A 23,881-nucleotide genomic window follows, 5' to 3' on the forward strand; every position below is an offset into this window, starting at 1 on the left:
CGAAGACGTCGAGAAGCTCGTCGAGGACTACTACACCCGCGTCCAGATCACGACCGCCCAGCAGGATGCGCTCGCGGGCATGCTCCACCACGAGTTCGATCGGCTCATGGCTGCCGAGACCGAGGAGCTGGAACGCCTCACCACCAACCGCGACCGGCTCGAAAGCGAGCAGGACCGGCTCATGCAGGCGCACTACGCCGACGCGATCCCGCTCTCAGTGCTCAAGCGCGAACAAGAGCGCATCGTCGCCGAACTCGACCAGGTGACCCGCCGCATCGACGCCCACTTCGGCGACTACGCCGAGGCCCGCGCCCACCTCGACGACGCCCTCGGCCTGCTCGCCAACTGCGCCGACATCTACACCCGCTGCGACGACACCAACCGGCGGCTGTGCAACCAGGCGTTCTTCACGAAGGTCTTCATCGACGAGGACAACGAGCTGCGGGTCGAGCACAACCGGCCCTTCGAGATGCTCCTTGATCCGCAAGTCAACGCGAATGCCCTGACCTGGGCCGCAGACGCCAACAAGGCCCGAACCTCGGCCAGCGTTTCCGTTGGCAAGGGTTCGAGCCTTGTGCGTGGGGTGGACCTGAGGGGACTCGAACCCCTGACCCCCTGCATGCCATGCAGGCTTCGATCACCGACGAAAGCTATGGAAATATGGGGAAAGTCCCGGTTGGGACTAGAAACAGGGTAGCACGTATTGACGCGTAGTTAAGTAGTGCCCCTTAACGTGGTGTAGCGCGCGGTGGCTGCCGGTCCTGTCTTGGACGTGGGCGCGGTCACCGTGTGATCCTTCGAGGAAACTCTCACATCCCACTCGAAAGGCATCATCACGATGACCGCACCTCATATTGTCGACCCTGCCCGCCTGCTCGGTGAAGCCCTTGCCGACGGATCTCCCGATCTGATGCGGCAGTTGCTGCAGACGATGATCAACGCGCTGCTGTCCGCCGACGCGGACGCTGTTGTCGGCGCCGAATGGGGCAAGCCCAGCCCCGACCGCACCGCCCAACGCAACGGCTACCGGCACCGCGACCTGGACACTCGTGTCGGCACGATCGACGTTCAGATCCCGAAGCTGCGCACCGGAACCTACTTCCCGGAGTGGTTGCTGGAGCGCCGTAAGCGGGCCGAGACGGCGCTGATCACCGTGGTCGCGGACTGCTACCTCGCCGGCGTCTCCACCCGACGGATGGACAAGCTCGTGAAGACTCTCGGGATCCACTCGCTGTCGAAGTCGCAGGTCTCGCGGATGGCGGCGGACCTCGACGAGCACGTCGACCAGTTCCGTCACCGCCCGCTCGATGATGCAGGCCCGTTCACGTTCGTCGCCGCCGACGCGCTCACCATGAAGGTCCGCGAAGGCGGCCGCGTGATCAACGCGGTCGTGCTCATCGCGACCGGCGTGAATGGGGACGGGCATCGCGAAGTCCTCGGCCTGCGCGTGGCGACCAGCGAGACCGGGGCGGCCTGGAACTCGTTCTTCGCCGACCTCGTCGCCCGCGGCCTCGGCGGGGTCCGCCTGGTCACCTCCGACGCGCACGCCGGGCTGGTGGAAGCGATCTCGGCGAACCTGCCCGGAGCTGTCTGGCAGAGATGCAGAACCCACTACGCGGCGAACCTGATGAGCGTGACACCGAAGGCCATGTGGCCGGCGGTGAAAGCGATGCTGCACTCCGTCTACGACCAGCCCGACAAGGACGCCGTGCACGCCCAGTTCGACCGGCTGCTGGACTACGTCGACGGGAAACTCCCCGACGCGTTCGAGCACCTCGACGCCGCGAGGGCGGACATCCTCGCGTTCACCGGGTTCCCCGACGGGCTCTGGCAGCAGATTTGGTCGAACAATCCGAACGAGCGCCTCAACCGGGAGATCCGCCGCCGCACCGATTCCGTGGGCATCTTCCCCAATCGCGACGCGATCATCCGCCTCGTCGGCGCGGTCCTCGCCGAGCAGACTGACGAATGGGTCGAGGGCCGCCGCTACCTCGGCCTCGAGATCCTTGCCAAGTCCCGCCTCACCCTCGTCGCCGACACCGGAGAGGAGGTGAACACCGACACCGTCCTCGAGCTCAGCGCCTAACCGAAATCAACAACAGAAGGATCACCGTCCGCTACACCACGTCCCGGGGCTTGACCCGTAGTTACGCGCCTTGACGCGTCGTGAGTCCCACACGAGTCCCACAGGAACGTGTTTCCGCGCTCGCAGCCGGCGGGCGGAGCATCGAAGGTGCGTACCGTCACCCCTCGCGTGCGCGCGACGCAGGGCAGGGCAGCGAGCGCGGATGACAGCCACGAGAGGCAGCGACGGACAGCGCGACGGCAACAGGCAGCGGCGCACGACGGCGAGCGCGGATGACAGCCACGAGAGGCAGCGACGGACAGCGCGACGGCAACAGGCAGCGGCGCACGACGGCGAGCGCGGGCGACACGTAGCAGCAACGGCGACGACGGCGGGCAACGCGCAGCGCTCCGCATCGATGCCCGCGAGCGCCTCGGCACGCCTCTCCCCTACGGCCTTGCGCTCGCCGTCGGCGCCGGACGACCGAGCCCGACGCACCGCGGATCACGCGGCAGCGAGGCGCACAGCGGCGCTCGCGGGCATCAATGGTCAGACATGCCGGATTGTGCGAGGCCGGGGCGGGGAGCATGCGGCCGGGGTGCACCCGCACATTTTTCTAGCCCGCCCGAAATCCAGTGGGCAATCTCCCCCGGTAGGCTCCCGCCATGACGTCGCTCCCGCCTGGTTGGTATCCCGACCAGGTCGAGCCGGGGATGTTCCGCTACTGGAGCGGTACGGCGTGGGTCGAAGGCCCGCAGCAGCACCCGGGTGAGAAACGGTCGGAGCCCTCAGCGCAGTCCCGGCGCGAGCTTCGGCGGCAACCTGCCCGAGCAAGCCGCCCGCCGACATCCGGCCGTTCGCGCACCTCGACCGACTGGGCGATGAGCCCGCGGCTGTATCGCTCCCGAGCGCTCCGCGGGCGGAACCCCTGCCACCAATGACGGGCATCCCGTACGACTACGGCGGGGCACCTCTGCCCCCGAAGGAGAAGAAGAGGCGAGGAGGTTGGGGATGCCTCGGGCTCGTCGTGGCCGTGGTCGGCATCGGGATTGCGTTCAGTGCGCTCAGCGGAGGCCAGACAACGGGCGAGACGGGATACTCAGACGATCCGATTGAGCAGGCGCGCGTCGTCCTGCGCGGCGAGTACACCTATCAGCAGATCAAGGAGGCGACCGACACAGCCATCGCAGGGGCGGGCTTGCCCGTGAACGATGACAGCAGATCGCGGGCATGGAGCGCGATTCTCGCTGTCACCAAGGATCTCGACGTTCCGCCGATGGAGATCATGCTTTGCGTCGGGGAGTATGCGCCCGTTGCTCACATGGAGTTCGCCGAGGTTGTCGCGCTATGCGCGACGGAACTTCACCTCAGCTAGCTTCCACCCAATGCCGTGTTGTTCGCGAAAGCCGTCCCGACTGCCCGACCGAGCGCGGCGCCGTCGAGCGCCAGCTGGACGTTGAGCGCACGCGTGATCGCATGGATCGACGCGGGGCCAAGCTCTACGACACCGGGCATGCCGCCCGCTGTCGCCGCACGGGCGGTGAAGCCGACACCGCCGCCGCCCGCGTAGCCACGCCCGCGCATGCCCATCTTGTGGATGTAGGCCATGTTCTCGACGCCGAGGTTGCGGACGACGCGCTTGGGCATCACATACTCGCCGCGGTGGACGATGCCCGCGGGGGTGTACTTGGCGCCGTCGCCCGTGTAGCCACCGGAGGCGAAGGTTCCGCCGCCGGCCCGCGCCCTGGAGCCCGCCTTCGATGGCGGCGTGCTCCAGCCGAAGGCATTGCGCAGCGAACTCTGGATCGCGAAGACCGCCGTACGCAAACGCTGCTCGACTTCCATCTCCATTGCCGAGAGCGCCTGGCTGGTGCCCGCGCTCATACCGTCTTGAAGAGCGTTGCTGAACGCGTCGCCGTAGTTCTTGCCGGCCTGCGCAGCACTCTCGGCGAGGCGCGCCTCGAACTCACGCAGCGCTGTCAGCGCAGGATTGGCGTCCAGCTCGATGTCGACCTGGCGGGGAACGTTCTGGAGCGCGAAGGTCAGGTCGTTGAACGCCTGGGCGTAGAAGTCGACCTCGGCGCGACTGAAGCCTGCCTGCGTGGCCTGCTCGATGAACTCCTGCTTGAGCTGCTGGCTCATGCGGAGCAGGTCTTCCTGGCTCATGCCGCTGCGCGCCAGCGCCTCCAGGTAGTCCTGGTAGGAGGTGACCATGCCGAGGATCTGTGAGCGGTTCTCGATCGCGGCGTCGCTGTTGCCGGCGAGCGACATGGAGGCCTGGTCCTGCGCCTTGGTGAGCTTCTTCTGTTCGGCGGCAACCTTGGCGTCGATGTCCGCGAGATCCCGGCGCAGGACCGCGGCACGCTTCTCGTCGCCGTAGGCCTCCGCTACCGCCAGGAAGTGCTCCTTGAGCATCCTGTCCGTCCCGAGTCCCGCGATCGTGCGCTGATGCTCTAGCGCAGCCTCTCGGGCGGCCTCGGCCTCATCGGCGATCTTCTGCCAGCTGCCCGCGATGGCGTCGAGCCCCTGGAGGCCGGAGAAGCGGATGTCGAAGGCGCGGCCCCACACGCCGGACAGGTCGCTCGCGTAGTCGGTGAGCGTGCGGAGCTTGACGGTGGTCTCGTCGATGTCCTCACCGAGTTGGTCGAGCGAACCACTGCCGTCGTCGAGAGAGCGCGCCGCCTCTTCCCAGGCACGAGCGAAGTCGGTGGCGGCGTTCGAGCCTTCCTTAGTCTCCTCGGTCAGCCACTTCTGATCCTTCGCGAACCCGGTCCAGCCTGCCCGCATATCACGGAACATCTTCTTGGACCCGGCGGCGAACTCCTCGACGTTCTTCTTGCCCTCGGTGAGGTTGAAGAGGTTCGTCACCCATCGATTAGCCTCGATGACGCCGCCGATGATGCCCTCGAGTGCGTCGATGACGAAGTTGCCCGCTCCGTAGACATCCATCAGGGTCTCGTAGAGGAGCTGGAGAACGCCGATAACGAACGTGCTCTTCATAAGGAGCTTGAACGCGCCTGCGAGGCTCACGACGGCGACGCGACTACCGTCCGCGGCGGGCTTGATGAGGCCGACGCTCGTCGCGAGTGCGACGATGCGGGCGCCTACTGCACCCTTGCTCAGCTCGGCTATCGCCGTGCGCAGCGCGAACAGCGACGCACCGGCCAGGGCGGCCCCGCCGACAAGCGCCGAGAACGCCGCCACGGCGCCCGCGACCCAGCCGGCAAGGCGGATGACGAAGCCGCCGAGAGGCGAATCGGCGAACTCCCCGATCTCCTTCAGTAGCGCCGTCGCAGACTGGAGCATGGCCGCGAATGCCGGGGCAACCTCGCGGCCGACCGCAGCGCCGAAGATCATCAACTCGTTGATGAACAACCGCCAACTCGACGTGAGATCATCCATCAGCAAGGCGTATTGGCGCGCCATCTCGGACGCCTCGCCGTAGCTCGTGACGCCGTACCCGATCTGATCGTTCACCACGCCGGCGTTCTGCGAGAGACGCTGGAAGACGTCGGAGACGCGCAGTTGGGAGAGTCCGAGTTCATCGAGCGCCTGCGTGACCTGCACGACATCACCCGCGCCGAGTGCACCGATGAACGCCTGGAAGACCTCAAGTCCCCGACCCGAGCGCACCATGCGATCCAGATCCTCGGAGGCGATGCCGGTGATCCGCGAGAACGCGGCGAGCTTGTCGCCACCTTGTGCGACGGCTTCATACAGGGTCTGAAAATAAGTCGTCAGCGAGCCGCGGGCGCGCTCGGGCGGTATGCGAAGCTGGCCCAGCGCGCCGGCCAGTCCGACGACCTCAGCCGCACTCAGGCCCGCCTGGTGCGCCTGCGTGCCGATCTCGCGTACGAGCGACAGGATCTCGGGCTCGGTTGCGACCGACATGCGGCCGACGTAGGCGATGCTCGACGCGAGGTTCTCGAACTCAGACGCTGGCACGCCGAGGCTGTACTGCATCGCGCCGAAGGCTTTGCCGGCTTCCTCGACGCTGACACCTGTGATCGCGGAGAACTGCGCGACGATCTTCGTGAACTCCGCGATATCGTCGCCCGCGATGCCCAGCTGGTTGCCGAGGGTAGCGATCTTGGTGAGGTCATCGAACGCGACCGGGATCTCGCGCGACATCTGGAGAAGCTCGCCGCGCAGCCGCTCGACCGCGACCGAACCCGGCTCCAGCGTCCGTTCGACCGCCGTGAACGCCGACTCATACCTGGCGAAAGACAGCGCCGCGACTGTGCCCACGCCCACGAGAGCGGCGGCGGTCGCGTTGGCGCCGAAGGCGACGTCCTGAAGCGCGTACCGCAGGCGAGGGAGGTTGTTCTCAGCCAGATCCCGCGTCGCCGCCTGCGCCGTGCCGACGCCCGCCGCGACCCTGCCAAGCTCTTCGCTCCCCGCGTCGCCCGTGCCCTTCAGCGAGCGCTGGAGGTTTTTCTGAAGTTTCTCGACGGTCTCTGTGGACTCGCCAGCATCGCGCAGCTTCTTGTTGAGATCATCCAGCGCCTTCGTGATCTGGCGGGGATCGTCGCTCGTGATCCGCAGGCGGAGTTCTGCCTCCTGAGAGAGGGATTCAAGGGGCATCTGGCGAACCTTCCGAGAGCGTAGCTACTCCCAGTCTACGAACGCTATCGCCGCATGCCTTGTCGCTCTGAGGCCTATGCTGGTGCTGCGTTGAGCACTATGCCAAGTCACCGGTTCAGGCGCTCGATCTCGTCCCCCTCGCGCAGCGCGATGACGGGCGAGAGGTGGACCGGAAAGCGGCTCCCCATCGCGGGACCGACCTTCGTTATCTGGGCCATGTCGCCGTCAGGGCCGCGCACGATGTCGCCCACCGCGAAGCCGCCGTCGGTGACGTGGATGCCGTAGACCATCGGACCCGCGCCGCCAGGACGGAACAGCTGCTCGACGACCGCGCGGCTCACGCGCTCGCCGCCGTCCAGCCAAGAAGCGCGCGATCGAAGTCGGTGAAGTGCGACGCCTCCAGTTCGACGGCCTCAACGAGGTCCAGCTCCTGCTTGAGTAGATCGATCAGCTCAGCACGGTCGAACGCGAACATGTGCCCCTCGTGGCCGGCGTGCATGCACGGCAACTGGATGAACACAGGCACGTTGGGCGCAACGTCGGGCATCTTCCCGTGAACCGTCAGTGCGCGCGCTGAACCGGTTGTGACTTCGGTGATTGTGGCGCTCATAGTGCGTTTCCTCCTGAATTGGGTGATAGTTAGCATAGCTAAAGATTTACGGATGAGGCCGCTCGGATGACGTTGCGCTCCAGAGCTTCGCCCTCCCGCGCTCTTCGCACTCGATGAGCCCGCGCGCCTCCGCCTCGCGTAGTACGGGGCCGAGGTGATCGTGCGAGCAGCCCGGAATGCGGCGAGCGATCAGTGCCGTGCGCTGGAGGGGCCCTTCGGCCCGCAGCGTCGCCACGAGCGCCGCTACGGCATCATCGAGCGGGCGCCGGAGCCATGCCGCCCTCTTCGCCTCCTCGGCCCTCACACGAGCTTCCTCGGCCTCCTGAGCGGCACGGCGCAGGTGCTCATCGACAAGGGCGGTCGATTCGCCCCGCCAGTGCGGCAGCCACTCCCGCAGCAACCGCCAGTGCGCTCGGTCGGCGACGCCCGTCGTCGGCGGCCACGTGCCCGAGGGGAACCCCGCCCGCTCGCGCTCGACCTGCGCGTCGATGCAGACGGCGAGCGCTCGCCGCTGGAACTCGACGGCGGCAGGCAGGCAGGGCGAGCCGTCGCGCAAGCGATGGTCGAGCCACGTGCCGACGTCCGACGAGATGGACGCGGCGCTCTCGGGCGTGATCGTCAGTCCCCAGCGGCCGGCCTCCCGCGACAGGTTGGCAGCGAGCCAGTCGACACGCTCGATGTTCGAGAGATCGATGAGCGAGGGGGTCGACGGGTCGAAGGGCAGGGTGTCGAAGATCCGCGTCCCCGACCCGAGCAACCCGAGCAGGCGGTCGAGAAGGTCATCGGCCTCAGTAGTCGAGTCGGTCATCGCGTGTAGCTCCTTGCAATGGGGAATCCTGCTGTCGCCTGCTGTCGCGACAGCAGGCGAAGTGCTGTCGTCTTGGGGCTGTCTTGTCCTGTCCTCGTCGTCCTCCCTTTAGGGGGGCGACGGGGACGACAGCAGGGATGACGGCTTGGCGGCAAGCCTGGGAAAGTTAAAGAAGGGAGTAGAACTTGGCGCCCTTCTCGCCGGGTTCGACTACAACCCGGCCGTCGGCCACAAGCGGGTCGACGGTTCGGCTGAAAGCGTTCTTCGACAGCCCGTGCACGCCGTCGATGATGTCGTCGCGTCGGCTTCTCGGCTTCTCGGCCAGGTAGGCGAGCACCCGGTCCGCGAGCCTGTCGGCCTTCGCCTCGGCATCCTCGGGCGCGTACGCGAGCCGCCGACCGTCGTACATCGACAGCAAGCCGCGGTCGACATCGACGTCCCGCCCGTAGGCCGAGAAGAAACGGAACGACCTCGGGTCGGTGGGGGTCTCGCGGGTGACGTTCCACACGGCGTCTGGCCAGCCGATCAAGTTCGAGTCGCCCGCGGCGCGCTCGCCGCCGTGGCCCATATGTTGCACGACCAGACCCTCGGGGATCTCGGCCTCGGCCCGCAGCGCGTCGAACGCCTGCAATAGCGGGCCGACCTCGGTCGCCTCCTTAAGACCGAGCGCATGCAGAACGGGTCGCAAAGGGTCGAGCACGAGCACGTCATGTCCCCGCAGCAGATCTGCCCAGCGGGTGCGCGTGCTCGCGTCCAGGATGCCGAACGAGCCCGCGCGGCCCAGCATGGGCACTACGGTCACGTCGCCCGTGTTCTCGATCTCCTGATCGGACAGCCACTCCCTGATGAGGTCACGGCTCAATTCGAAGTCGAGCAGCGCCACGCGGCGGCGGCGGGTGACGTCGAAGGCGTCGAACAGCGGCACGCCGTCTACGAGTGATCGCAGCAAGTTGCCGACGATGGTCGACTTGCCGCCCTTCGCCGGCGCCGCAAGCAGCACCTTCCCGCCGGACGGCCACAGTCCATCGATGAGGAACTTCCCGGCACTCGACGGCTCGGCCAGCAGGTCGCCCAGATCGACAGGCTCAGGCAACTCAACCTCGGCTAGTCGTTCTGCGCGCAACAGCTCGTGCGCATCCTCACGGGCGCGCAGCTTGTCCAGTTCACGCTCAGCCGCTCGACGGCGCTTGGCGGCTTCCCTGTGTCGTTCGGCGCTCGCAGCCTCCTCGGCCCGCTCCTCGGCCAGCAGCTCGGCCACGGCGGCACGCTGTTCGCGTTCGACGGTAACGGGCGCGCAGTACTCCCAGAACCGCATCTCGTCCACCGCGTGGCGCAGTGCCAGGTGGGCCTCTCGGTCGCCCTCTGGGTTCGCCGCAGACGTCGACTCCCGGTAGGCGCGAGCCGCGTCGCGCCAGGCCTCCCGCGCCGCCTCCAGCGCCTCGACCGCCTCGGGGAGGTCTTCGCCGGTCTTCTCGCTGTAAGCGGAGCACCACGCGATCGTCTCTCCGCGCGTGCCGCCGTACGTCACGCGCTCACCCTGTGACAGGGTCACGACAGCATCTCCCGGATGCGCTCACGCGCGCCCTCGGCCAGCGTGCCGGCCTCCAGGCTCGACAACGGCACGTGCGACTCGGGCTCAGGCATGGTGGCCCTAAGCTCGGCTTCGCGGGCGCCCCAGAGGGCAGCCAGCGCCTCTGAGGACCAGTTCAGCGCCGGGTCGAGCCCGAGCGCCGCAGCGCTCGCCGCACGACCCTCGGCGGCCCGTTCCCTGGTCTCCCGCGCTTCGCGCTCGCGAGCGGCCTGCCAGTCGCCCCAGGTCGGTGCCTCGTCGCCGTACAAAGTGCAGTACGCCGCCCACCGCTCGCTCTCGGTCGGCTGAAACTCCGACCTGCCTACGCGCAATGCCTTCGCGGGCTGGGCGGTGCGCCGCTGTTCCCGCAGACCGAGCAAGGCGTTACTTACGGCGTCGACGTGGGCGGCCTGCCCTGCCGAAAGTTCCACGCCCTCGGCCCACCCTTGCCGCCAGCAGATCCAAGCCTCGAGATCGAGAAACGGCAGGTCAAAGCGACTGGCATAGTCCCACTCGTCTTGGTATCGAGCCGCCAAAGTCTCAGCGCTCTGTGCGCTCCAGAATGCCGCCAGCGCGGCGGCATCCACCGTTGCGGTTGTCACGCCCTCGGCTATGTTCAGCATGTCGTCATCCCTTTCGATTCGAGAATGCGTCGCACGAGGCCGGCATTCTCACGGATCTGCCGGCGCGACAGGTGAACGCCCATCGCGGCCAGCGCGGCCTTGGCGTGGCGCGAGGTCGGGTTCATGCGGCATCGCCCGCCGATGCGCCGTCGAGCCATGCAAGAAGCGCACTTCGGCGAATGCGGATCGCGCCGCCGCGCTCGCCGACGCGAACATGAGGCAACGCGCCCGAGCGGACAAGACGCCGGACGGCTTGCTCTGAGAGGGTCGTCAGCTGGGCGGCTTGCGGGACAGTAAGCAGCGCATACGCCGCGTTGTCGTGAGTTTTCATACGGTCCATTATGAAAAAGAATTAGTCAGCAATTCCGCGGACCGCCCTAGCGTACGACCGTCCTGTACATTCCGTATTAGCTACATGTACTAGGAAATACACTCACGCCGCCGCACCCGCACCGAAGGCCGCATCCAGCCGTGCGGCGAGCGCCTTATCGGCGTCGGCGAAACTGTGCGCGTAAATCGACGCCGCCCGCATCGTGGAGTGCCCCAGCCGCCGCTGAACATCGGGCACCGACGCGCCTGCCGTATAAGCCAGCGAGGCCGCGGAATGCCGCAAGTCGTGAAAGCGCAGACCCTCAATTCCCGCCTTCTCGGCGGCACGCTTGAATGTCTGCAACAGCCACGTGCGCGTGAGGATCCTGCCGTTCGATGTCATGAACAGCAGGGCGTCGGGATCGTCGGCCACGTACAGCGCCAGGTGCTCACGCAGCGCCTCTGCAACAAACCCCGGCAGGGCCACCGCGCGACGACTGGATATGGTCTTCAGCGGCCCGACCACGGGCGCCTGGCCTGCGACTTCGATGACGCCTCGCTCGACGCGCACAAGGCCGTTCCCGATGTCGACATGCCGCCGCGCGAGCGCGCGCACCTCCCCTGAGCGGAGCGACCCCCAGCCCGCCAACAGCACCGCGGCACGGTACTGCGGCGGCATCCCGGCGGCGATGGCGGCAATCTGCTCAGCCGTGGCCGGCACACGCTCGGTGGCGCGCACCTGGCCTGCGCCCGACTCGCGGCACGGGTTCGACGGGAGGATGTCGTCACGTACGGCTGTGTTCAAGATCGTGCGAAGGCATCTGTAAGCTGCACCGACCGCCGCGCGCCCGTCCTGCCCCTTGCGCCGCGTGACGCCAGGCATAGGCGAGCCCGCAGCCGCGTATGCCTCCAGGACGGCGCGCGCGAGCCGCCCTGTCGCGGGCACATCGATGCCCTGCGCCTGCGCCCACAGTCGGACCGGGTGACCTTTCACAGGCGAGCCGACCGTCGCGGCGGCGCTCGCCGCCTTCAGGCATTCCGCCCGCCAGGCCGTCACCCTCGCGGGCGTGATGGCCGTGAGGGTGAGGTCGCCGAGTCGCGGAAGAATCCAACGGTCGAGCGCCCCGCGGTAGAACTCGACGGTGCGCGGTGCAAGGTCGGTGCGGCCTTCCAGCCATGCCCCGGAGTAATCGCGAAGCGTCGCCGTGCCGTTCGCCGGGTCGATCCAGGTACCCGTGCGCCGCGCCCGCTCCTGCGCCGCGAGCCATTCACGAGCCTGCGCCCGGTCATCGAAAGTGCGGGGCGCCCGGATCGTCTCGCCATCAACGCGGAAGAAGGCCCTGTAGCGGCCGTTCGCCCGCAACTCGACGGTGCCGAACTCCCTCGGCCGATCGCGCCGGAGGTCACGGGCGGCCTTGCGGGCGGTCATGCCCGCAGCCCCGCCCGCACAGCCGTGTCTTGCAGACGCCGCGCGTCAACCACGACTGCAAAGTCGCCGGAGGCGAGCCAGACGAAACCTGACCTGGACATCAGGCGCAGCTCGCGGTCCTGATGCACGTCCTCAGCCACGGCCACCTCGAACCCGTCGATGCCGGCGAACGCGGCACCGAGCACCGCGGCGAGCGCCTGCGCCAGCGTGTCGGCATCGAGCACGAGGTGGCGGCGACGCAACAGGTCAACGAAGGCGAGGCGACGAACCACGTGGAGGGCGAACATCTCGCCCCCGTCGACGGCCATCTCCCGGACAAGCGGCGGCGGGGCGAGGCAGGCGAACGCCGAGGCAAACGGCGAACCCGCGTCCGCAGGGATGAGGCGAACAGGGGCGGGGGCGGCGGTGTGCGACATGAGAAAGACCTCCTGGCAGAAACCCGGAGTCCCACGAGGGGACTCACGGTTGCTTCCGCCGGAGGTCTAAACTCATCCGGTATGCGGGAAAAACGCCTGCTATCAGGTGTTTCTTCCGGTGGACCTGAGGGGACTCGAACCCCTGACCCCCTGCATGCCATGCAGGTGCGCTACCAGCTGCGCCACAGGCCCTTGGCCGCCGCTCTCGCGGCAACTCCCCTAGCTTACTACACGCCGCGGAGTGCCACGAACCAGGGCGACGATCGGGCGTGTCATGCGCCGCCCGTCTGCCCGTCGAGCGACACGGGCGCCGGCAGCTCGATCGGGATCGTCGGGCAGTCGTTCCACAGGCGTTCCAGGCCGTAGTAGGCGCGCTCCTGCTCGTGGAAGACGTGCACGACGAGGTCGCCGAAGTCGATGAGCACCCAGCGCGACTCCTGACGCCCCTCGCGGCGCAGCCGCTTGTGGCCGGCCTCGAGCAGGCGGTCCTCGATCTCGTCGGCGATCGCGGCGACGCTGCGCTCGCTGCGTGCGGAGACGAGCAGGAACGCGTCGACGAGGGGCATCGGCTCCGACACGTCGAAGGCGACGAGGTCCTCGCCCGACTTGCTGTCGGCGGCGGCGGCGGCGAGCTGCACCAGCTCGATGGTCTGCGGCGACGTCATCCGAACACCCCCGACGCGAACCCGAGTATCAACACGCCCGCGAGCGCGAGGGCCAGGGCGCCGGCCGTGATGGCGAGCACCATCATGAGGCGTCCGCCCTTCTCGGGCGCGGGCGGCTGGATGATCTCGTCGGCGCTCTTGACCGTGCTCACCGCGGCGCTCGCGGCGATGGGCGTGGGCGAGGACGCCGCGGGGATCTCCCGGTCGACGAGCAGCGCGTCGACCTCCTCCCCGTCCGACGCGCCGGGCACGACGCCCGTGGCGCCGAACGACTCGGGGAACGAGAGCGTGCCCGTCACGAGCACCTCCCCCGTCGCGGCGATCGGCGCGTTGAGCGCCGTCACGTCGGGCACCTTCGAGAGGATGAGGGCGCTCGGCGCCGTCGCCGACCCGGTCGCCGTGGTGTCGCGCGTGAACGACTCGTCGAACGACGGACGCAGGTGCGGCTGACCGTCGTCCTCGGCCAGCAGCTCCGCACCGAAGCTCGCCGAGAGCAGACGGCGGTCGCCGTCCTCCTGCTCCTCGCGCTCGACCGCCTCGCGAGCGGCATCGGTGAGCTCGAGCGGGGCGTCGGCGGGCGGCACGGCCTCGGCCGGTGCCTCGTCTTCGTGTGCGGACTCGGCCTCGTCATCGATCGACTGCTCGTCCTCGGGGGCGGACTCCGGCTGCTCGTGCTCCGCGGCGCCGGACGCCGCAGCGGGCTCCTCGTCCGCGGGCTCCTCGTCCTCCGCCGGAGCGTCGGCCTCGTCCTCGGGCGTCGGCGACTCCTCGACCTCCGCCTCGGCGACCTGCTCGTCCGCGTCAGCGGTGCCGACGACGTCGTGCTCGACCTCCTCGGTCTCGGCCTCGGCGTGCGCGACCGTCTCATCGGTCTCGTCGTGCGCGACATCGGGTTCCACGGCATCCACCGTGCGATGCTCGCTCGCGGCGATGTCGTCGATGATGACGGGGATCGACGCCGTGCGCACGCGCTCCAGCAGCCGCGCCTGCCGACGCGTCCGGGGAAGACCGTCGATGTCGATGTCGATGTCGACGTCGGAGAACGCCGGGGCGAGCTCGACGGGGGCCGCGGCACGCGGCGGCGGTGCGACGGGCGGGGTCGCCGGTGCGCCCTCGGCGATGATCGGGGTCGCGCCGGTGTTGCGCAACTCGCGCAGCTGGCGACGGGTCAGCGGCGGAGTGTCTGGCTTTTCTTCAGTGCTCATGACGTGCTCCGGTAGAGGTGATGCTTCGCAATGTATTGGACGACGCCGTCGGGGACGAGATACCACACGGGGTGTCCGCGACTCACGCGTTGTCGGCAGTCGGTCGACGAGATGGCGAGCGCCGGGATCTCCAGCTGGCTCACCCCGTCGCTCGGGAGCCCCGCGATGTCGAGCACGTGCCCGGGACGCGACACCGCGACGAAGTGCGCGAGCTGCCACAGCTCCTCGTGATTGCGCCAGCCGAGGATCTGCGCGATCGCGTCGGCTCCCGTGATGAAGAACAGCTCCGCGTCCGGCCGCTCGGCGGCCAGATCCCTCAGCGTGTCGATCGTGTAGGTGGGGCCCTCCCGGTCGATGTCGACGCGCGACACCGTGAACCGGGGGTTGGATGCCGTGGCGATCACGGTCATCAGATAGCGGTGCTCGCTCGCCGTGACGTGCTGCTTCTGCCACGGCTGCCCCGTAGGGACGAAGACGACCTCATCGAGGTCGAACGACTGCGCGACCTCACTCGCGGCGACGAGGTGACCATGGTGAACCGGATCGAATGTCCCGCCCATCACCCCGATCCTCGGGGCGCGCACCTCAGTCATACGGGCCGGTCTCAGTGACCGTGGGGAGGCTGGAGCTCCGCTGCGTGCGTCTTGGCGTAGGCCTCGGCCTTGGGGGCGTGACGGTTGGCCACGTTGCGGAACGACACGGTGACCAGTGCCAGGGCGAGGAAGGCGACCATGGCGATGACGCCGAAGATGAAGGTCTCGGCCTGCACATTGCCGTGGTGTTCGGCAGCCTCCGCAGCGGCGGCGGCGATCGTGGCGACAGTCATTCGTGCTCCGTTCGGTTTCGAGTACGCGCCTTCAGTCTAGGCGGTCATGCCCGGATCTGCCCGGCGCCACGGCCGAGCCACTTGGTGCTGGTCAGCTCGGGCAAGCCCATCGGCCCGCGCGCGTGCAGCTTCTGGGTCGAGATGCCCACCTCGGCGCCGAAGCCGAACTCGCCGCCGTCGGTGAAGCGGGTCGACGCGTTGACCATGACGACCGCGGCATCCACCTCGGCGAGGAAGCGCTCGGCGTTCGCCTCGTCGGCCGTCACGATCGCCTCGGTGTGCCGCGTCGAGTAGGTGCGGATGTGCTCCAGCGCCTCGTCGAGGTCGTCGACGACGCGCATCGACAGGTCGAGGCTCATGTGCTCGGTCGCCCACTCCTCATCGGTCACGGGCACGGCGGCGGCCACGAGGGCGCGCACGTCCTCGTCGCCGTGGATCGTGACCCCCGCGTCGACCAGCGCAGCGGCGACCTCGGGGACGAGACGCTCGGCCGCGTCGCGCACGACCAGGACGGTCTCGACGGCGTTGCAGACGCTGGGGCGCTGCGCCTTGGCGTTGACGGCGATCTCGCGCGCCCATTCCAGCGGCGCGCTCGCGTCGAGCACGAGGTGCACGACGCCCGCGCCGGTCTCGATGACCGGGACGCTCGACTCCGTCACGACGGTCTCGATCAGCTGGGCGCTGCCCCGGGGGATGAGCACGTCGACGATGCCGCGGGCGTGCATGAGCTCGCGGGCGCCGTCGCGGCCGAAGTCGTCGACCGTCTGGATCGCCTCGGGGTCGACGCCGCGACCCTTCAGCGCGCGGCGCATGACCTCGACCAGCGCGGCGTTCGACGACTGCGCGGCGGTGCCCCCGCGCAGCACGACGGCGTTGCCCGACCGCAGCGCGAGCGCCGCGATGTCGACCGTCACGTTGGGACGGGCCTCGTAGATCGCGCCGACGACGCCGAACGGCACCGAGACCTTCGTGAGGCGGATGCCGCCGCCGATCGTGCGCTCGTCGAGCACCCGGCCGACCGGGTCGGGCAGCGCCGCCACGTCGCGCACGGCGGCGGCCAGGGCGCGCACGCGCGCCTCGTCGAGGCGCAGCCGGTCGATCAGTCCCTCGCTCATCCCCGACTCGCGTCCGCGCGTCAGGTCGTCGGCGTTGGCGGTCACCACCTCGTCGACGCTCGCGTCGATCGCGTCGGCGATCGCGAGCAGCAGGTCGCGCTTCGCCTCGTCACTGAGAAGCGCGATGCTCCGGGAGGCGTCGCGCGCGAGCAGCATCCGCTCCCGGGCGGTCGTGCGGGTCGTCGTCATCCGTCCAGTTTACCGCCGAGCGGCCGGCGGAGATCAGGCCCGGGGCGTGACGGTGATCGCCCCGGTGACGGCGATCGCCTCGGGGCCGGGCTCGAACCAGGTGCCGATGTCGGCGCCCGCGAGCGCCTCGGCCACGAGGTCGGCGCTCGTCACGAGCACGCCGATGCCGCCGGCGGCGGCGAGCCGCGCGGCCGACACCTTCGTGGCCGCTCCCCCGGTGCCGACGCTGTTGACGACGACCGAGCCGAACTCGAAGCCGTCGAGGTCGTCGCCGTAGGAGACCGTCGAGATCGGGGTCGCGCCGGGCTGGTCGGGCGGCCGCGTGTACAGGCAGGCGATGTCGCTGAGCAGCACGAGCGCGTCGGCGCCGATGAGGCGCGCGACGAGCGCCGCGAGCCGGTCGTTGTCGCCGAAGCGGATCTCGTGCGTCGCGACGGTGTCGTTCTCGTTGACGATGGGCAGGATGCGCAGCCCCAGCAGGCGCTCCATCGCGCGGCGCGCGTTGGAGCGGTGCGTCGCGTTCTCGAGGTCGCCCGCCGTGAGCAGCACCTGCCCCGCGACGATCGAGTAGCCGCGCAGCGCCTCCTGATACCGGTAGATGAGCACGTTCTGACCGACCGCGGCGGCGGCCTGCTGCGTCGCGAGGTCGTCGGGGCGCTCGTCGAGCTCGAGGTAGGGCATGCCGGTGGCGATCGCCCCCGACGAGACGAGCACGACCTCGGCGCCGCGCGCGTGGGCGGCGGCGAGGGCGTCGACGATCGCCTGGATGCGCCACGCGCCGTCGCCGCTGATCGACGAGGAGCCGACCTTCACGACGATGCGCCGGGCGGCGGCGATCCCCGAGCGGTCCTGCACGCTCACGAGCCGTCTCCGTCCCCGCCGTCGTCGGCGCGGGCGGCGAGCCGCTCGGCCTCCAGCTCCGCGCGGGCAGCGGCCTTGGCATCCATCCGCTCGTGATAGCGCTCGCGACGCTCCGAGGTGGTGCGACGCGAGTTCGGGTCGAGGCGGGGATCGGTGCCGCGCGGCGCCGTCATGAGCTCGGCCGCCGAGGTCATCGACGGCTGCCAGTCGAACACGACGCCGTCGCCGGGGCCGATGACGACCGTCGCGCCGGGCGTCGCCCCCGCGCGGTACAGCTCGTCCTCGACGCCGAGCTTCTCCAGCCGGTCGGCGAGGAAGCCGACGGCCTCGTCGTTCTGGAAGTCGGTCTGCTGCACCCAGCGCACCGGCTTGTCGCCCAGGATGCGGTAGACGGGACCGTACGTGCCCCCCTCGACGCGGATCTCGAAGTCGCGCTGCGATCCCGCGGGGCGGATGACGATGCGCTCGGGCACGGGAGCGGCGGCCAGCTCCTTGCGGTGGCGCTCGATGACGTCGCCCAGCGCGAAGGTCAGCTCCCGCAGCCCCTCGTGGCTCACCGTGGAGATCTCGAAGACGCGGTAGCCACGCGCCTCCAGGTCGGGACGCACGAGCTCGGCGAGGTCGCGCGCCTCGGGCACGTCGACCTTGTTGAGCACGACGAGCTGAGGGCGCTCCAGCAGGGGCGCCTGCCCCTCGGGAACAGGATAGGCGGCGAGCTCGGCGAGGATGACGTCGAGGTCGCTCAGCGGGTCGCGCCCGGGCTCGAGCGTCGCGCAGTCGAGCACGTGCACGAGCGCGGTGCACCGCTCGACGTGGCGCAGGAACTCCAGGCCCAGTCCGCGCCCCTCGCTCGCGCCCTCGATGAGGCCCGGGACGTCGGCGATCGTGAACCGCGCGTCGCCCGCCTGCACGACGCCCAGGTTCGGGTGCAGCGTGGTGAACGGGTAGTCGGCGATCTTGGGTCGCGCGGCCGAGACCGCGGCGATGAGGCTCGACTTGCCGGCCGACGGATACCCGACGAGCGCCACGTCGGCGACGGTCTTCAGCTCGAGGACGACGTCGCCCTCCCAGCCGGGGGTGCCGAGCAGCGCGAACCCGGGCGCCTTGCGCTTGGGCGAGGCGAGCGCGGCGTTGCCGAGACCGCCCTGGCCGCCGGGGGCGACGACGAAGCGCGTTCCCGGCGTCACGAGATCGACGAGCACCTCGCCGTCGACGTCCTTCACGACCGTGCCGACCGGCACCGGGAGCTCCAGATGCTCCCCCGCGGCGCCCGACCGGTTGTCGCCCATGCCGAAGCCGCCGTTGCCGGCCGCGCGGTGCGGCGAGTGATGGTAGGACAGCAGCGTCGTCACCTGCGGGTCGGCGACGAGCACGACGTCGCCGCCGTTGCCGCCGTTGCCGCCGTCGGGGCCGGCGAGCGGCTTGAACTTCTCGCGTCGCACCGAGACGCAGCCGTTGCCGCCCTTTCCGGCACGCAGGTGCAGCGTCACGCGATCGACGAAGGTGACCATGTGAGCCTCCTGAGATAGGGCCGGGAAAGGGGCCGGCGGATGCCGGGAACAGGTGAGGGGCGAGCCGAAGCCCGCCCCTCACCGAGAATCGTGCGCGATTACTCCGCTGCTGCCGCCACGATGTTGACGACCTTGCGGCCGCCCTTCGTGCCGAACTCGACGGCGCCGGCCGCGAGCGCGAACAGCGTGTCGTCGCCACCGCGACCGACGTTCGCGCCGGGGTGGAAGTGCGTGCCGCGCTGGCGGACGAGGATCTCGCCGGCGTTGACGGTCTGGCCGCCGAAGCGCTTCACGCCCAGTCGCTGTGCGTTGGAGTCACGACCGTTGCGGGTGGAGCTTGCGCCCTTTTTGTGTGCCATGTCTCTGGTCCCTCCGGCTTACTTGATGCCGGTGATCTTGACGCGCGTGAGGTCCTGGCGGTGGCCCTGGCGCTTCTTGTAACCGGTCTTGTTCTTGAACTTCTGGATGACGATCTTCGGACCGCGCTCCTCGCCGAGGACCTCGGCGGTCACGGTGACCTTCGCGAGCTTCTCGGCGTCGCTCGTCACGGCGTCGCCGTCGACGAGGAGCACGGCGGGGAGCTCGAGCGTCTCGCCGACCTTGGCCTGCTGGCGGTCGAGCACGACGATGGTGCCGACCTCGACCTTCTCCTGCCGGCCGCCGGCGCGCACAACTGCGTAAACCACTTCACACCTGTTTCTTCTGTGGAGCGAACCGCTCCGTTGTTCTGTGGAGCACGCGGCTCCGTGTGTCTCCTCGAGACCAAAGTCCTGATGCGGAGGCCCGGGACGTGCCGTCGGACCCGTCACCGCCCGCATGGGCCTGCGGCATGTGACGCACCAAGGGTCTACTTTACCGGATGCGGTCAAGATGGGCAAAAGCGCGCGCGTGCCGTGTCGCGCGTCGCGCATAGGATCGGCCCGTGACCATTCTGATCGACGACGCCGTCTGGCCCGCGCACGGCCGGCTGTGGGCGCACCTGGTCAGCGATGCGAGCCTCGACGAGCTGCACGCGTTCGCGCGGAGCCACGACATCCCTCCGCGCGCCTTCGATCTCGACCACTACGACGTGCCGGCCGACAGCATCGACCGGCTCGTCGCCGGCGGCGCCGTGCACGTGACCGGCCACGAGCTCGTGCGCCGGCTGATCGCCTCGGGTCTGCGGGTCACGGCGCGCGAGCGCCGAGGCCGCTGACCCGCGGTCGTCCCCGGCGCGGGTCGGCGCCGGGGACGACCGCGTCAGGACTGGTCGGGCGTCTCGACGTGCGCGACCGGCGTGCCGGCGAGCGCCGCCGTGGTGACGCGACGCCGTGAGCGGCCCTGGCCGGGCGCCTTCGGCTCGGGCAGCGCGCTGAGCACGGAGTCGAGCAGAAGGTCCTTCTCGGTCTTCGGCGCGGCCGCGGGCTCGGTCCGGCGCTTGCGGGGCTTCTTGGGCCGCTCGGCCGGCGCGGGCGGAACGATCTCCTCGACCGCGACCGGCTCCTCCTCCGACGCGTGCAGCGTGGAGGCGGCGATCTGCGCGAGCGCGTTCTTCGCACCCTCCGGGATGACGTGCGTCCCCGAGCCGGCGCCCGTGTTGCCGCCGCGCGAACGGCGCTGGCTGGGCTGGTTGCTCGACGGGCGGTGCTTGACGACCGGGTCGTGGTGCACGATCACCCCGCGGCCGGCGCACACCTCGCACGGCTCGCTGAAGGTCTCCAGCAGGCCCAGGCCGAGCTTCTTGCGGGTCATCTGCACGAGGCCGAGCGAGGTGACCTCCGCGACCTGGTGCTTCGTGCGGTCGCGGCTGAGGCACTCGACGAGGCGGCGCAGCACGAGGTCGCGGTTCGACTCGAGCACCATGTCGATGAAGTCGACGACGATGATGCCGCCGATGTCGCGCAGCCGCAGCTGGCGCACGATCTCCTCGGCCGCCTCGAGGTTGTTCTTCGTGACGGTCTCCTCGAGGTTGCCGCCCGATCCGACGAACTTGCCCGTGTTGACGTCGACGACGGTCATCGCCTCGGTGCGGTCGATGACGAGCGAGCCGCCCGAGGGCAGCCACACCTTGCGGTCGAGCGCCTTCTCGATCTGCTCCGTGACGCGGAACTCGTCGAACGGGTCGTTCTGGCCGTCATAGCGCTCGACGCGCTCGAGCAGGTCGGGGGCCACGCCCGTGAGGTAGGCCGTGATGGTCTGCAGCGCGTCGTCACCCTGGATGAGCATGCGCGTGAAGTCCTCGTTGAAGACGTCGCGGACGATCTTCACGAGCAGGTCGGGCTCGGAGTGCAGCAGCGCGGGCGCCTGGCCGGTCTCGGCCACCGTGCTGATGTGGCTCCACTGCGACGTCAGGCGCTGCACGTCGCGCGTGAGCTGCTCCTCGGTGGCCCCCTCGGCGGCGGTGCGCACGATGACGCCCGACGACTCGGGCAGCACCTCCTTGAGGATCTTCTTCAGGCGTGCCCGCTCGGTGTCGGGCAGCTTGCGCGAGATGCCGTTCATCGCGCCGCCGGGGACGTAGACGAGGTAGCGGCCGGGCAGCGAGATCTGGCTCGTCAGGCGCGCGCCCTTGTGCCCCACGGGGTCCTTCGTGACCTGCACGAGCACCCGGTCGCCGCTCTTGAGCGCCAGCTCGATGCGACGGGGCTGGTTGCCGGTCTCGACGGCATCCCAGTCGACCTCGCCCGAGTAGAGCACGGCGTTGCGGCCGCGGCCGATGTCGACGAACGCGGCCTCCATGCTCGGCAGCACGTTCTGCACGCGGCCGAGGTACACGTTGCCGATGAGCGAGGCGTCCTGGCTGCGGGCGACGTAGTGCTCGACGAGCACGTTGTCCTCGAGCACCGCGATCTGGATGCGGCCGTTCTTGGAGCGCACGATCATGACCCGGTCGACGGCCTCGCGGCGGGCCAGGAACTCGGCCTCGGTCACCACGGCGCGGCGGCGACCGGCCTCGCGGCCGTCGCGGCGGCGCTGCTTCTTCGCCTCCAGCCGTGTCGAGCCCTTGATCCGCTGCGGCTCGGTGATGACCTCGACGGCCCGGCGGCGCTGCGGCGCTGGCGCCGCCTCCTCGCCCTGGCCGCCGCCGCGGCGCCGGTTGCGGCGGCGCGATCCGCCGCCCTGCTCCTCCGTCGCCTCGTCGTCGCGGTCGCGCACGGGCCCGCGATCGACGCGGTCGGCGCCGGGCCGCGCGGGCAACGGGGCGATCTCGGGCGCGTAGAAGACCAGGCGCGTCGACACCGTCGAGACGAACTCGGCGGGCAGCAGGCCGAGACTCACGGCCGTCGCGGGCTCCGGCTCCGTGGGCTCGGGCTCGGCGGGAGTCTCCGCCGCCGCCTCCGGTCCCTGCTGGGTGGGCTCGGGCTGGACGGGCTCGGGCTGGACGGGCTCGGGCTGCACGCTCTCCGGCTCCACGGCCTCGGGCTCGGCGGCCTCGGGGGCGGCCGGCTGGGGCGCGGTGGCATCCTCCGACGGCGCCGCCTCGGCGGCATCCTCCGACGGCCCGGCCGGCACGACGTCCTCGACCTGCGCGGACTCCTCCGGCGCGGACTCCGCCGCCGCCTCCTCGGGGACGGTCGCCGGCTGTTCCGTCCCGCCGTCCGCGACGGGCGCGTCGCCCTCCGCGGGGCCGGCCGGCGTCGCGTCCGCCACGACGGCGTCCACGGCGTCGATCTGATCGGATGCTGCTGTGTCGTTGTTCTCTTCTGCCATCACTGGCGTACTCCTTGCCGACGGCTCCGCGCGCCTCCGGCGAAAATCTGGCGGCGCCGCTCCGTGGGGACGAGCCGCGAACTCACTCGGTCTGCAGCGGCGCCAGGGGCTGCACGCTGCCGGGCGTTCATCGCCCGAAGTCTGTACGTGATGCCGTGCACGGCGCGGCCGTGCGGTCATCGACGACCATTATCGCACTATCGTCCCGGGATTGCGTCGGCGACGCGATCCCACCCGTCGGCGGGGATAATCGAGAGCATGCCGACTGCGCCGACCCACACCCGTCCCACCGGCCTCGCCGTCTGGCTCATCGTCGCCGGCGTCATCGGCTGGTGGGCGGCCTTCCAGCTCACCGTGGAGAAGTTCCACGCCTACGAGAACCCGGGCGAGGGCGCGGCGTGCGACTTCAGCATCCTCGTGCAGTGCTCGGCGAACCTGAGCTCCTGGCAGGGCTCGGTCTTCGGCTTCCCGAACCCGATCCTCGGGCTCACGGGCTGGATCGCGCCGATCGTCGTGGGGGCCGCGGTGCTCGCGGGCGCCCGGTTCTCCCGGTGGTTCTGGCTGGCGTTCTGGGCCGGCATGGCCTTCGCGTTCGGCTTCGTCGTCTGGCTCATCGGCCAGAGCATCTACTCGCTCGGCACGCTGTGCCCGTGGTGCATGGTGACCTGGTCGGTGACGATCCCGAGCTTCTACGCCGTGACCGTGCACCTGCTGCGCTCGGGCGTCGTCCCGCTCGGCGACGGGGCGCGCGCCGTCGCCGGCCGCCTCATGCCGTGGGTGCCGCTGATGGCGATCGTGAGCTACGCGATCGTGCTGCTGCTCGCGCAGCTGGAGCTGAACGCGATCCCGCTCATCATCCGCGACCTGTTCTGAGCCCGCGCGGGTCGCCCGCGTTCGTTCCCGAGGAGATTCGTCGTTCCCGAGGAGGATGCCGCGGACGTCGGCCCTCGGGAACGACGTGCTCCTCGGGAACGGACGACGGTGGCTCTGGTCAGAACCAGATCGCGAGCTCGCGGGCGGCGGACTCGGGGCTGTCGCTGCCGTGCACGAGGTTCTGCTGCACGGCGAGGCCCCAGTCGCGGCCGAGGTCGCCGCGGATCGTGCCGGGCGCGGCGGTCGTGGGGTCGGTCGTGCCGGCGAGCGAGCGGAAGCCCTCGATCACGCGGTTGCCCGCGAGGCGGATGGCGACCGACGGGCCCGAGAGCATGAACTCGAGGAGCGGCTCGTAGAACGGCTTGCCTTCGTGCTCGGCGTAGTGCCTCTCCAGCAGCTCGCGGTCGGGCTCGACGAGCCGGATGTCGACGAGGGCATACCCCTTCGCCTCGATGCGGGCGAGGATCGCGCCGGTCAGGCCCCGCGCGACGCCATCGGGCTTGACGAGGACGAGGGTCTCTTCGGTGGGCAT

The 23,881-nt window shown here is 69.7% G+C and carries 27 protein-coding genes and 2 tRNA genes; 5 read left to right on the top strand and 24 right to left on the bottom strand.

Going from position 1 to position 23,881, the window contains the following annotated elements; genetic code table 11:
- Positions 1 to 214: 214 nt before the first annotated feature.
- Entirely contained in the window at positions 215 to 487 is a 273-nt protein-coding gene (locus AOA12_RS23865; protein WP_231637074.1) for a hypothetical protein, read from the bottom strand.
- 97 nt (positions 488 to 584) lie between these two features.
- Positions 585 to 651 (bottom strand) — tRNA-Ala (locus AOA12_RS23170).
- Positions 652 to 838: 187 nt separating this feature from the next.
- Here AOA12_RS23170 and AOA12_RS12115 point away from each other — a divergent pair.
- The 3 genes from AOA12_RS12115 to AOA12_RS12120 all read left to right on the top strand — a co-directional run bounded on the left by AOA12_RS12115 (position 839) and on the right by AOA12_RS12120 (position 3,440).
- Entirely contained in the window at positions 839 to 2,086 is a 1,248-nt protein-coding gene (locus AOA12_RS12115) for an IS256 family transposase (protein ID WP_054678492.1), read from the top strand.
- A gap of 644 nt (positions 2,087 to 2,730) precedes the next feature.
- Positions 2,731 to 3,006 (top strand): DUF2510 domain-containing protein, encoded by a 276-nt coding sequence (locus tag AOA12_RS24180; protein WP_082406213.1) that lies wholly within the window; start codon positions 2,731 to 2,733, stop codon positions 3,004 to 3,006.
- Positions 3,003 to 3,440 (top strand): hypothetical protein, encoded by a 438-nt coding sequence (locus AOA12_RS12120; protein ID WP_156366490.1) that lies wholly within the window; start codon positions 3,003 to 3,005, stop codon positions 3,438 to 3,440. Before AOA12_RS24180 ends, AOA12_RS12120 begins: the two co-directional genes overlap by 4 nt.
- Here the strand turns inward: AOA12_RS12120 and AOA12_RS12125 are convergent.
- From AOA12_RS12125 to rplU, 20 genes are all read right to left on the bottom strand, one after another.
- Positions 3,437 to 6,649, bottom strand: coding sequence for a phage tail tape measure protein (locus AOA12_RS12125; RefSeq protein ID WP_054683061.1), 3,213 nt, complete (start codon positions 6,647 to 6,649; stop codon positions 3,437 to 3,439). The genes AOA12_RS12120 and AOA12_RS12125 overlap by 4 nt on opposite strands.
- A 107-nt stretch (positions 6,650 to 6,756) precedes the next feature.
- On the bottom strand, positions 6,757 to 6,990 hold the full coding sequence (locus AOA12_RS12130) for a hypothetical protein (protein ID WP_054683064.1): 234 nt from the start codon (positions 6,988 to 6,990) through the stop codon (positions 6,757 to 6,759).
- On the bottom strand, positions 6,987 to 7,259 hold the full coding sequence (locus tag AOA12_RS12135) for a hypothetical protein (protein WP_054683066.1): 273 nt from the start codon (positions 7,257 to 7,259) through the stop codon (positions 6,987 to 6,989). The genes AOA12_RS12130 and AOA12_RS12135 overlap by 4 nt, the downstream gene beginning before the upstream one ends.
- Positions 7,260 to 7,305: 46 nt before the next feature.
- Complete coding sequence (locus AOA12_RS12140) at positions 7,306 to 8,067, bottom strand: hypothetical protein (protein ID WP_054683068.1); 762 nt, start codon at positions 8,065 to 8,067, stop codon at positions 7,306 to 7,308.
- Between the two features lie 166 nt (positions 8,068 to 8,233).
- On the bottom strand, positions 8,234 to 9,619 hold the full coding sequence (locus AOA12_RS12145) for an AAA family ATPase (RefSeq protein WP_054683070.1): 1,386 nt from the start codon (positions 9,617 to 9,619) through the stop codon (positions 8,234 to 8,236).
- On the bottom strand, positions 9,616 to 10,260 hold the full coding sequence (locus tag AOA12_RS12150) for a hypothetical protein (RefSeq protein WP_054683072.1): 645 nt from the start codon (positions 10,258 to 10,260) through the stop codon (positions 9,616 to 9,618). The genes AOA12_RS12145 and AOA12_RS12150 overlap by 4 nt, the downstream gene beginning before the upstream one ends.
- A complete protein-coding gene (locus AOA12_RS24035; protein WP_257720141.1) occupies positions 10,254 to 10,385 on the bottom strand; it encodes a hypothetical protein in 132 nt (43 codons plus the stop codon). Before AOA12_RS24035 ends, AOA12_RS12150 begins: the two co-directional genes overlap by 7 nt.
- A complete protein-coding gene (locus AOA12_RS22670; protein WP_197280915.1) occupies positions 10,382 to 10,591 on the bottom strand; it encodes a helix-turn-helix domain-containing protein in 210 nt (69 codons plus the stop codon). The genes AOA12_RS24035 and AOA12_RS22670 overlap by 4 nt, the downstream gene beginning before the upstream one ends.
- Before the next feature lie 102 nt (positions 10,592 to 10,693).
- Positions 10,694 to 11,998: a tyrosine-type recombinase/integrase gene (locus tag AOA12_RS12155; protein WP_054683074.1), complete on the bottom strand. Its 1,305-nt coding sequence runs from the start codon at positions 11,996 to 11,998 to the stop codon at positions 10,694 to 10,696.
- A complete protein-coding gene (locus tag AOA12_RS12160; protein WP_054683078.1) occupies positions 11,995 to 12,414 on the bottom strand; it encodes a hypothetical protein in 420 nt (139 codons plus the stop codon). Before AOA12_RS12160 ends, AOA12_RS12155 begins: the two co-directional genes overlap by 4 nt.
- 119 nt (positions 12,415 to 12,533) lie before the next feature.
- Positions 12,534 to 12,606 (bottom strand) — tRNA-Ala (locus AOA12_RS12165).
- Between the two features lie 80 nt (positions 12,607 to 12,686).
- A complete protein-coding gene (gene rsfS, locus AOA12_RS12170; RefSeq protein ID WP_054683081.1) occupies positions 12,687 to 13,079 on the bottom strand; it encodes a ribosome silencing factor in 393 nt (130 codons plus the stop codon).
- The gene (locus AOA12_RS12175) at positions 13,076 to 14,284 is read right to left on the bottom strand and encodes a hypothetical protein (RefSeq protein WP_054683083.1); all 1,209 of its coding nucleotides are present in this window, start codon (positions 14,282 to 14,284) and stop codon (positions 13,076 to 13,078) included. Before AOA12_RS12175 ends, rsfS begins: the two co-directional genes overlap by 4 nt.
- Positions 14,281 to 14,877: a nicotinate-nucleotide adenylyltransferase gene (gene nadD, locus AOA12_RS12180; protein WP_054683085.1), complete on the bottom strand. Its 597-nt coding sequence runs from the start codon at positions 14,875 to 14,877 to the stop codon at positions 14,281 to 14,283. Before nadD ends, AOA12_RS12175 begins: the two co-directional genes overlap by 4 nt.
- An 11-nt stretch (positions 14,878 to 14,888) precedes the next feature.
- Positions 14,889 to 15,110 (bottom strand): hypothetical protein, encoded by a 222-nt coding sequence (locus AOA12_RS12185; RefSeq protein WP_054683087.1) that lies wholly within the window; start codon positions 15,108 to 15,110, stop codon positions 14,889 to 14,891.
- 44 nt (positions 15,111 to 15,154) lie between these two features.
- Positions 15,155 to 16,414 (bottom strand): glutamate-5-semialdehyde dehydrogenase, encoded by a 1,260-nt coding sequence (locus AOA12_RS12190; protein ID WP_054683089.1) that lies wholly within the window; start codon positions 16,412 to 16,414, stop codon positions 15,155 to 15,157.
- Positions 16,415 to 16,447: 33 nt separating this feature from the next.
- On the bottom strand, positions 16,448 to 17,275 hold the full coding sequence (proB, locus tag AOA12_RS12195) for a glutamate 5-kinase (protein ID WP_054683091.1): 828 nt from the start codon (positions 17,273 to 17,275) through the stop codon (positions 16,448 to 16,450).
- Positions 17,272 to 18,786, bottom strand: a complete 1,515-nt coding sequence (gene obgE, locus AOA12_RS12200; RefSeq protein WP_054683092.1) for a GTPase ObgE — start codon at positions 18,784 to 18,786, stop codon at positions 17,272 to 17,274. The genes proB and obgE overlap by 4 nt, the downstream gene beginning before the upstream one ends.
- A 98-nt stretch (positions 18,787 to 18,884) precedes the next feature.
- Positions 18,885 to 19,145 (bottom strand): 50S ribosomal protein L27, encoded by a 261-nt coding sequence (gene rpmA, locus AOA12_RS12205; protein ID WP_054683094.1) that lies wholly within the window; start codon positions 19,143 to 19,145, stop codon positions 18,885 to 18,887.
- A gap of 18 nt (positions 19,146 to 19,163) precedes the next feature.
- Positions 19,164 to 19,472, bottom strand: a complete 309-nt coding sequence (gene rplU / locus AOA12_RS12210; protein WP_054683096.1) for a 50S ribosomal protein L21 — start codon at positions 19,470 to 19,472, stop codon at positions 19,164 to 19,166.
- Positions 19,473 to 19,708: 236 nt separating this feature from the next.
- On the opposite strand from rplU, the gene AOA12_RS12215 reads away from it, so the two are divergent.
- A complete protein-coding gene (locus AOA12_RS12215) occupies positions 19,709 to 19,981 on the top strand; it encodes a DUF4031 domain-containing protein (RefSeq protein WP_054683098.1) in 273 nt (90 codons plus the stop codon).
- A 44-nt stretch (positions 19,982 to 20,025) separates the two neighbouring features.
- On the opposite strand, the gene AOA12_RS12220 is transcribed toward AOA12_RS12215, so the two are convergent.
- Entirely contained in the window at positions 20,026 to 22,476 is a 2,451-nt protein-coding gene (locus tag AOA12_RS12220; protein ID WP_054683100.1) for an Rne/Rng family ribonuclease, read from the bottom strand.
- Between the two features lie 258 nt (positions 22,477 to 22,734).
- On the opposite strand from AOA12_RS12220, the gene AOA12_RS12225 reads away from it, so the two are divergent.
- Positions 22,735 to 23,349 (top strand): vitamin K epoxide reductase family protein, encoded by a 615-nt coding sequence (locus AOA12_RS12225; protein WP_054683103.1) that lies wholly within the window; start codon positions 22,735 to 22,737, stop codon positions 23,347 to 23,349.
- 118 nt (positions 23,350 to 23,467) lie between these two features.
- On the opposite strand, the gene ndk is transcribed toward AOA12_RS12225, so the two are convergent.
- Positions 23,468 to 23,881: a nucleoside-diphosphate kinase gene (ndk, locus tag AOA12_RS12230; protein ID WP_054683105.1), complete on the bottom strand. Its 414-nt coding sequence runs from the start codon at positions 23,879 to 23,881 to the stop codon at positions 23,468 to 23,470.

Origin of the sequence: Microbacterium sp. No. 7, assembly GCF_001314225.1 — a bacterium.
Lineage (GTDB): Bacteria > Actinomycetota > Actinomycetes > Actinomycetales > Microbacteriaceae > Microbacterium.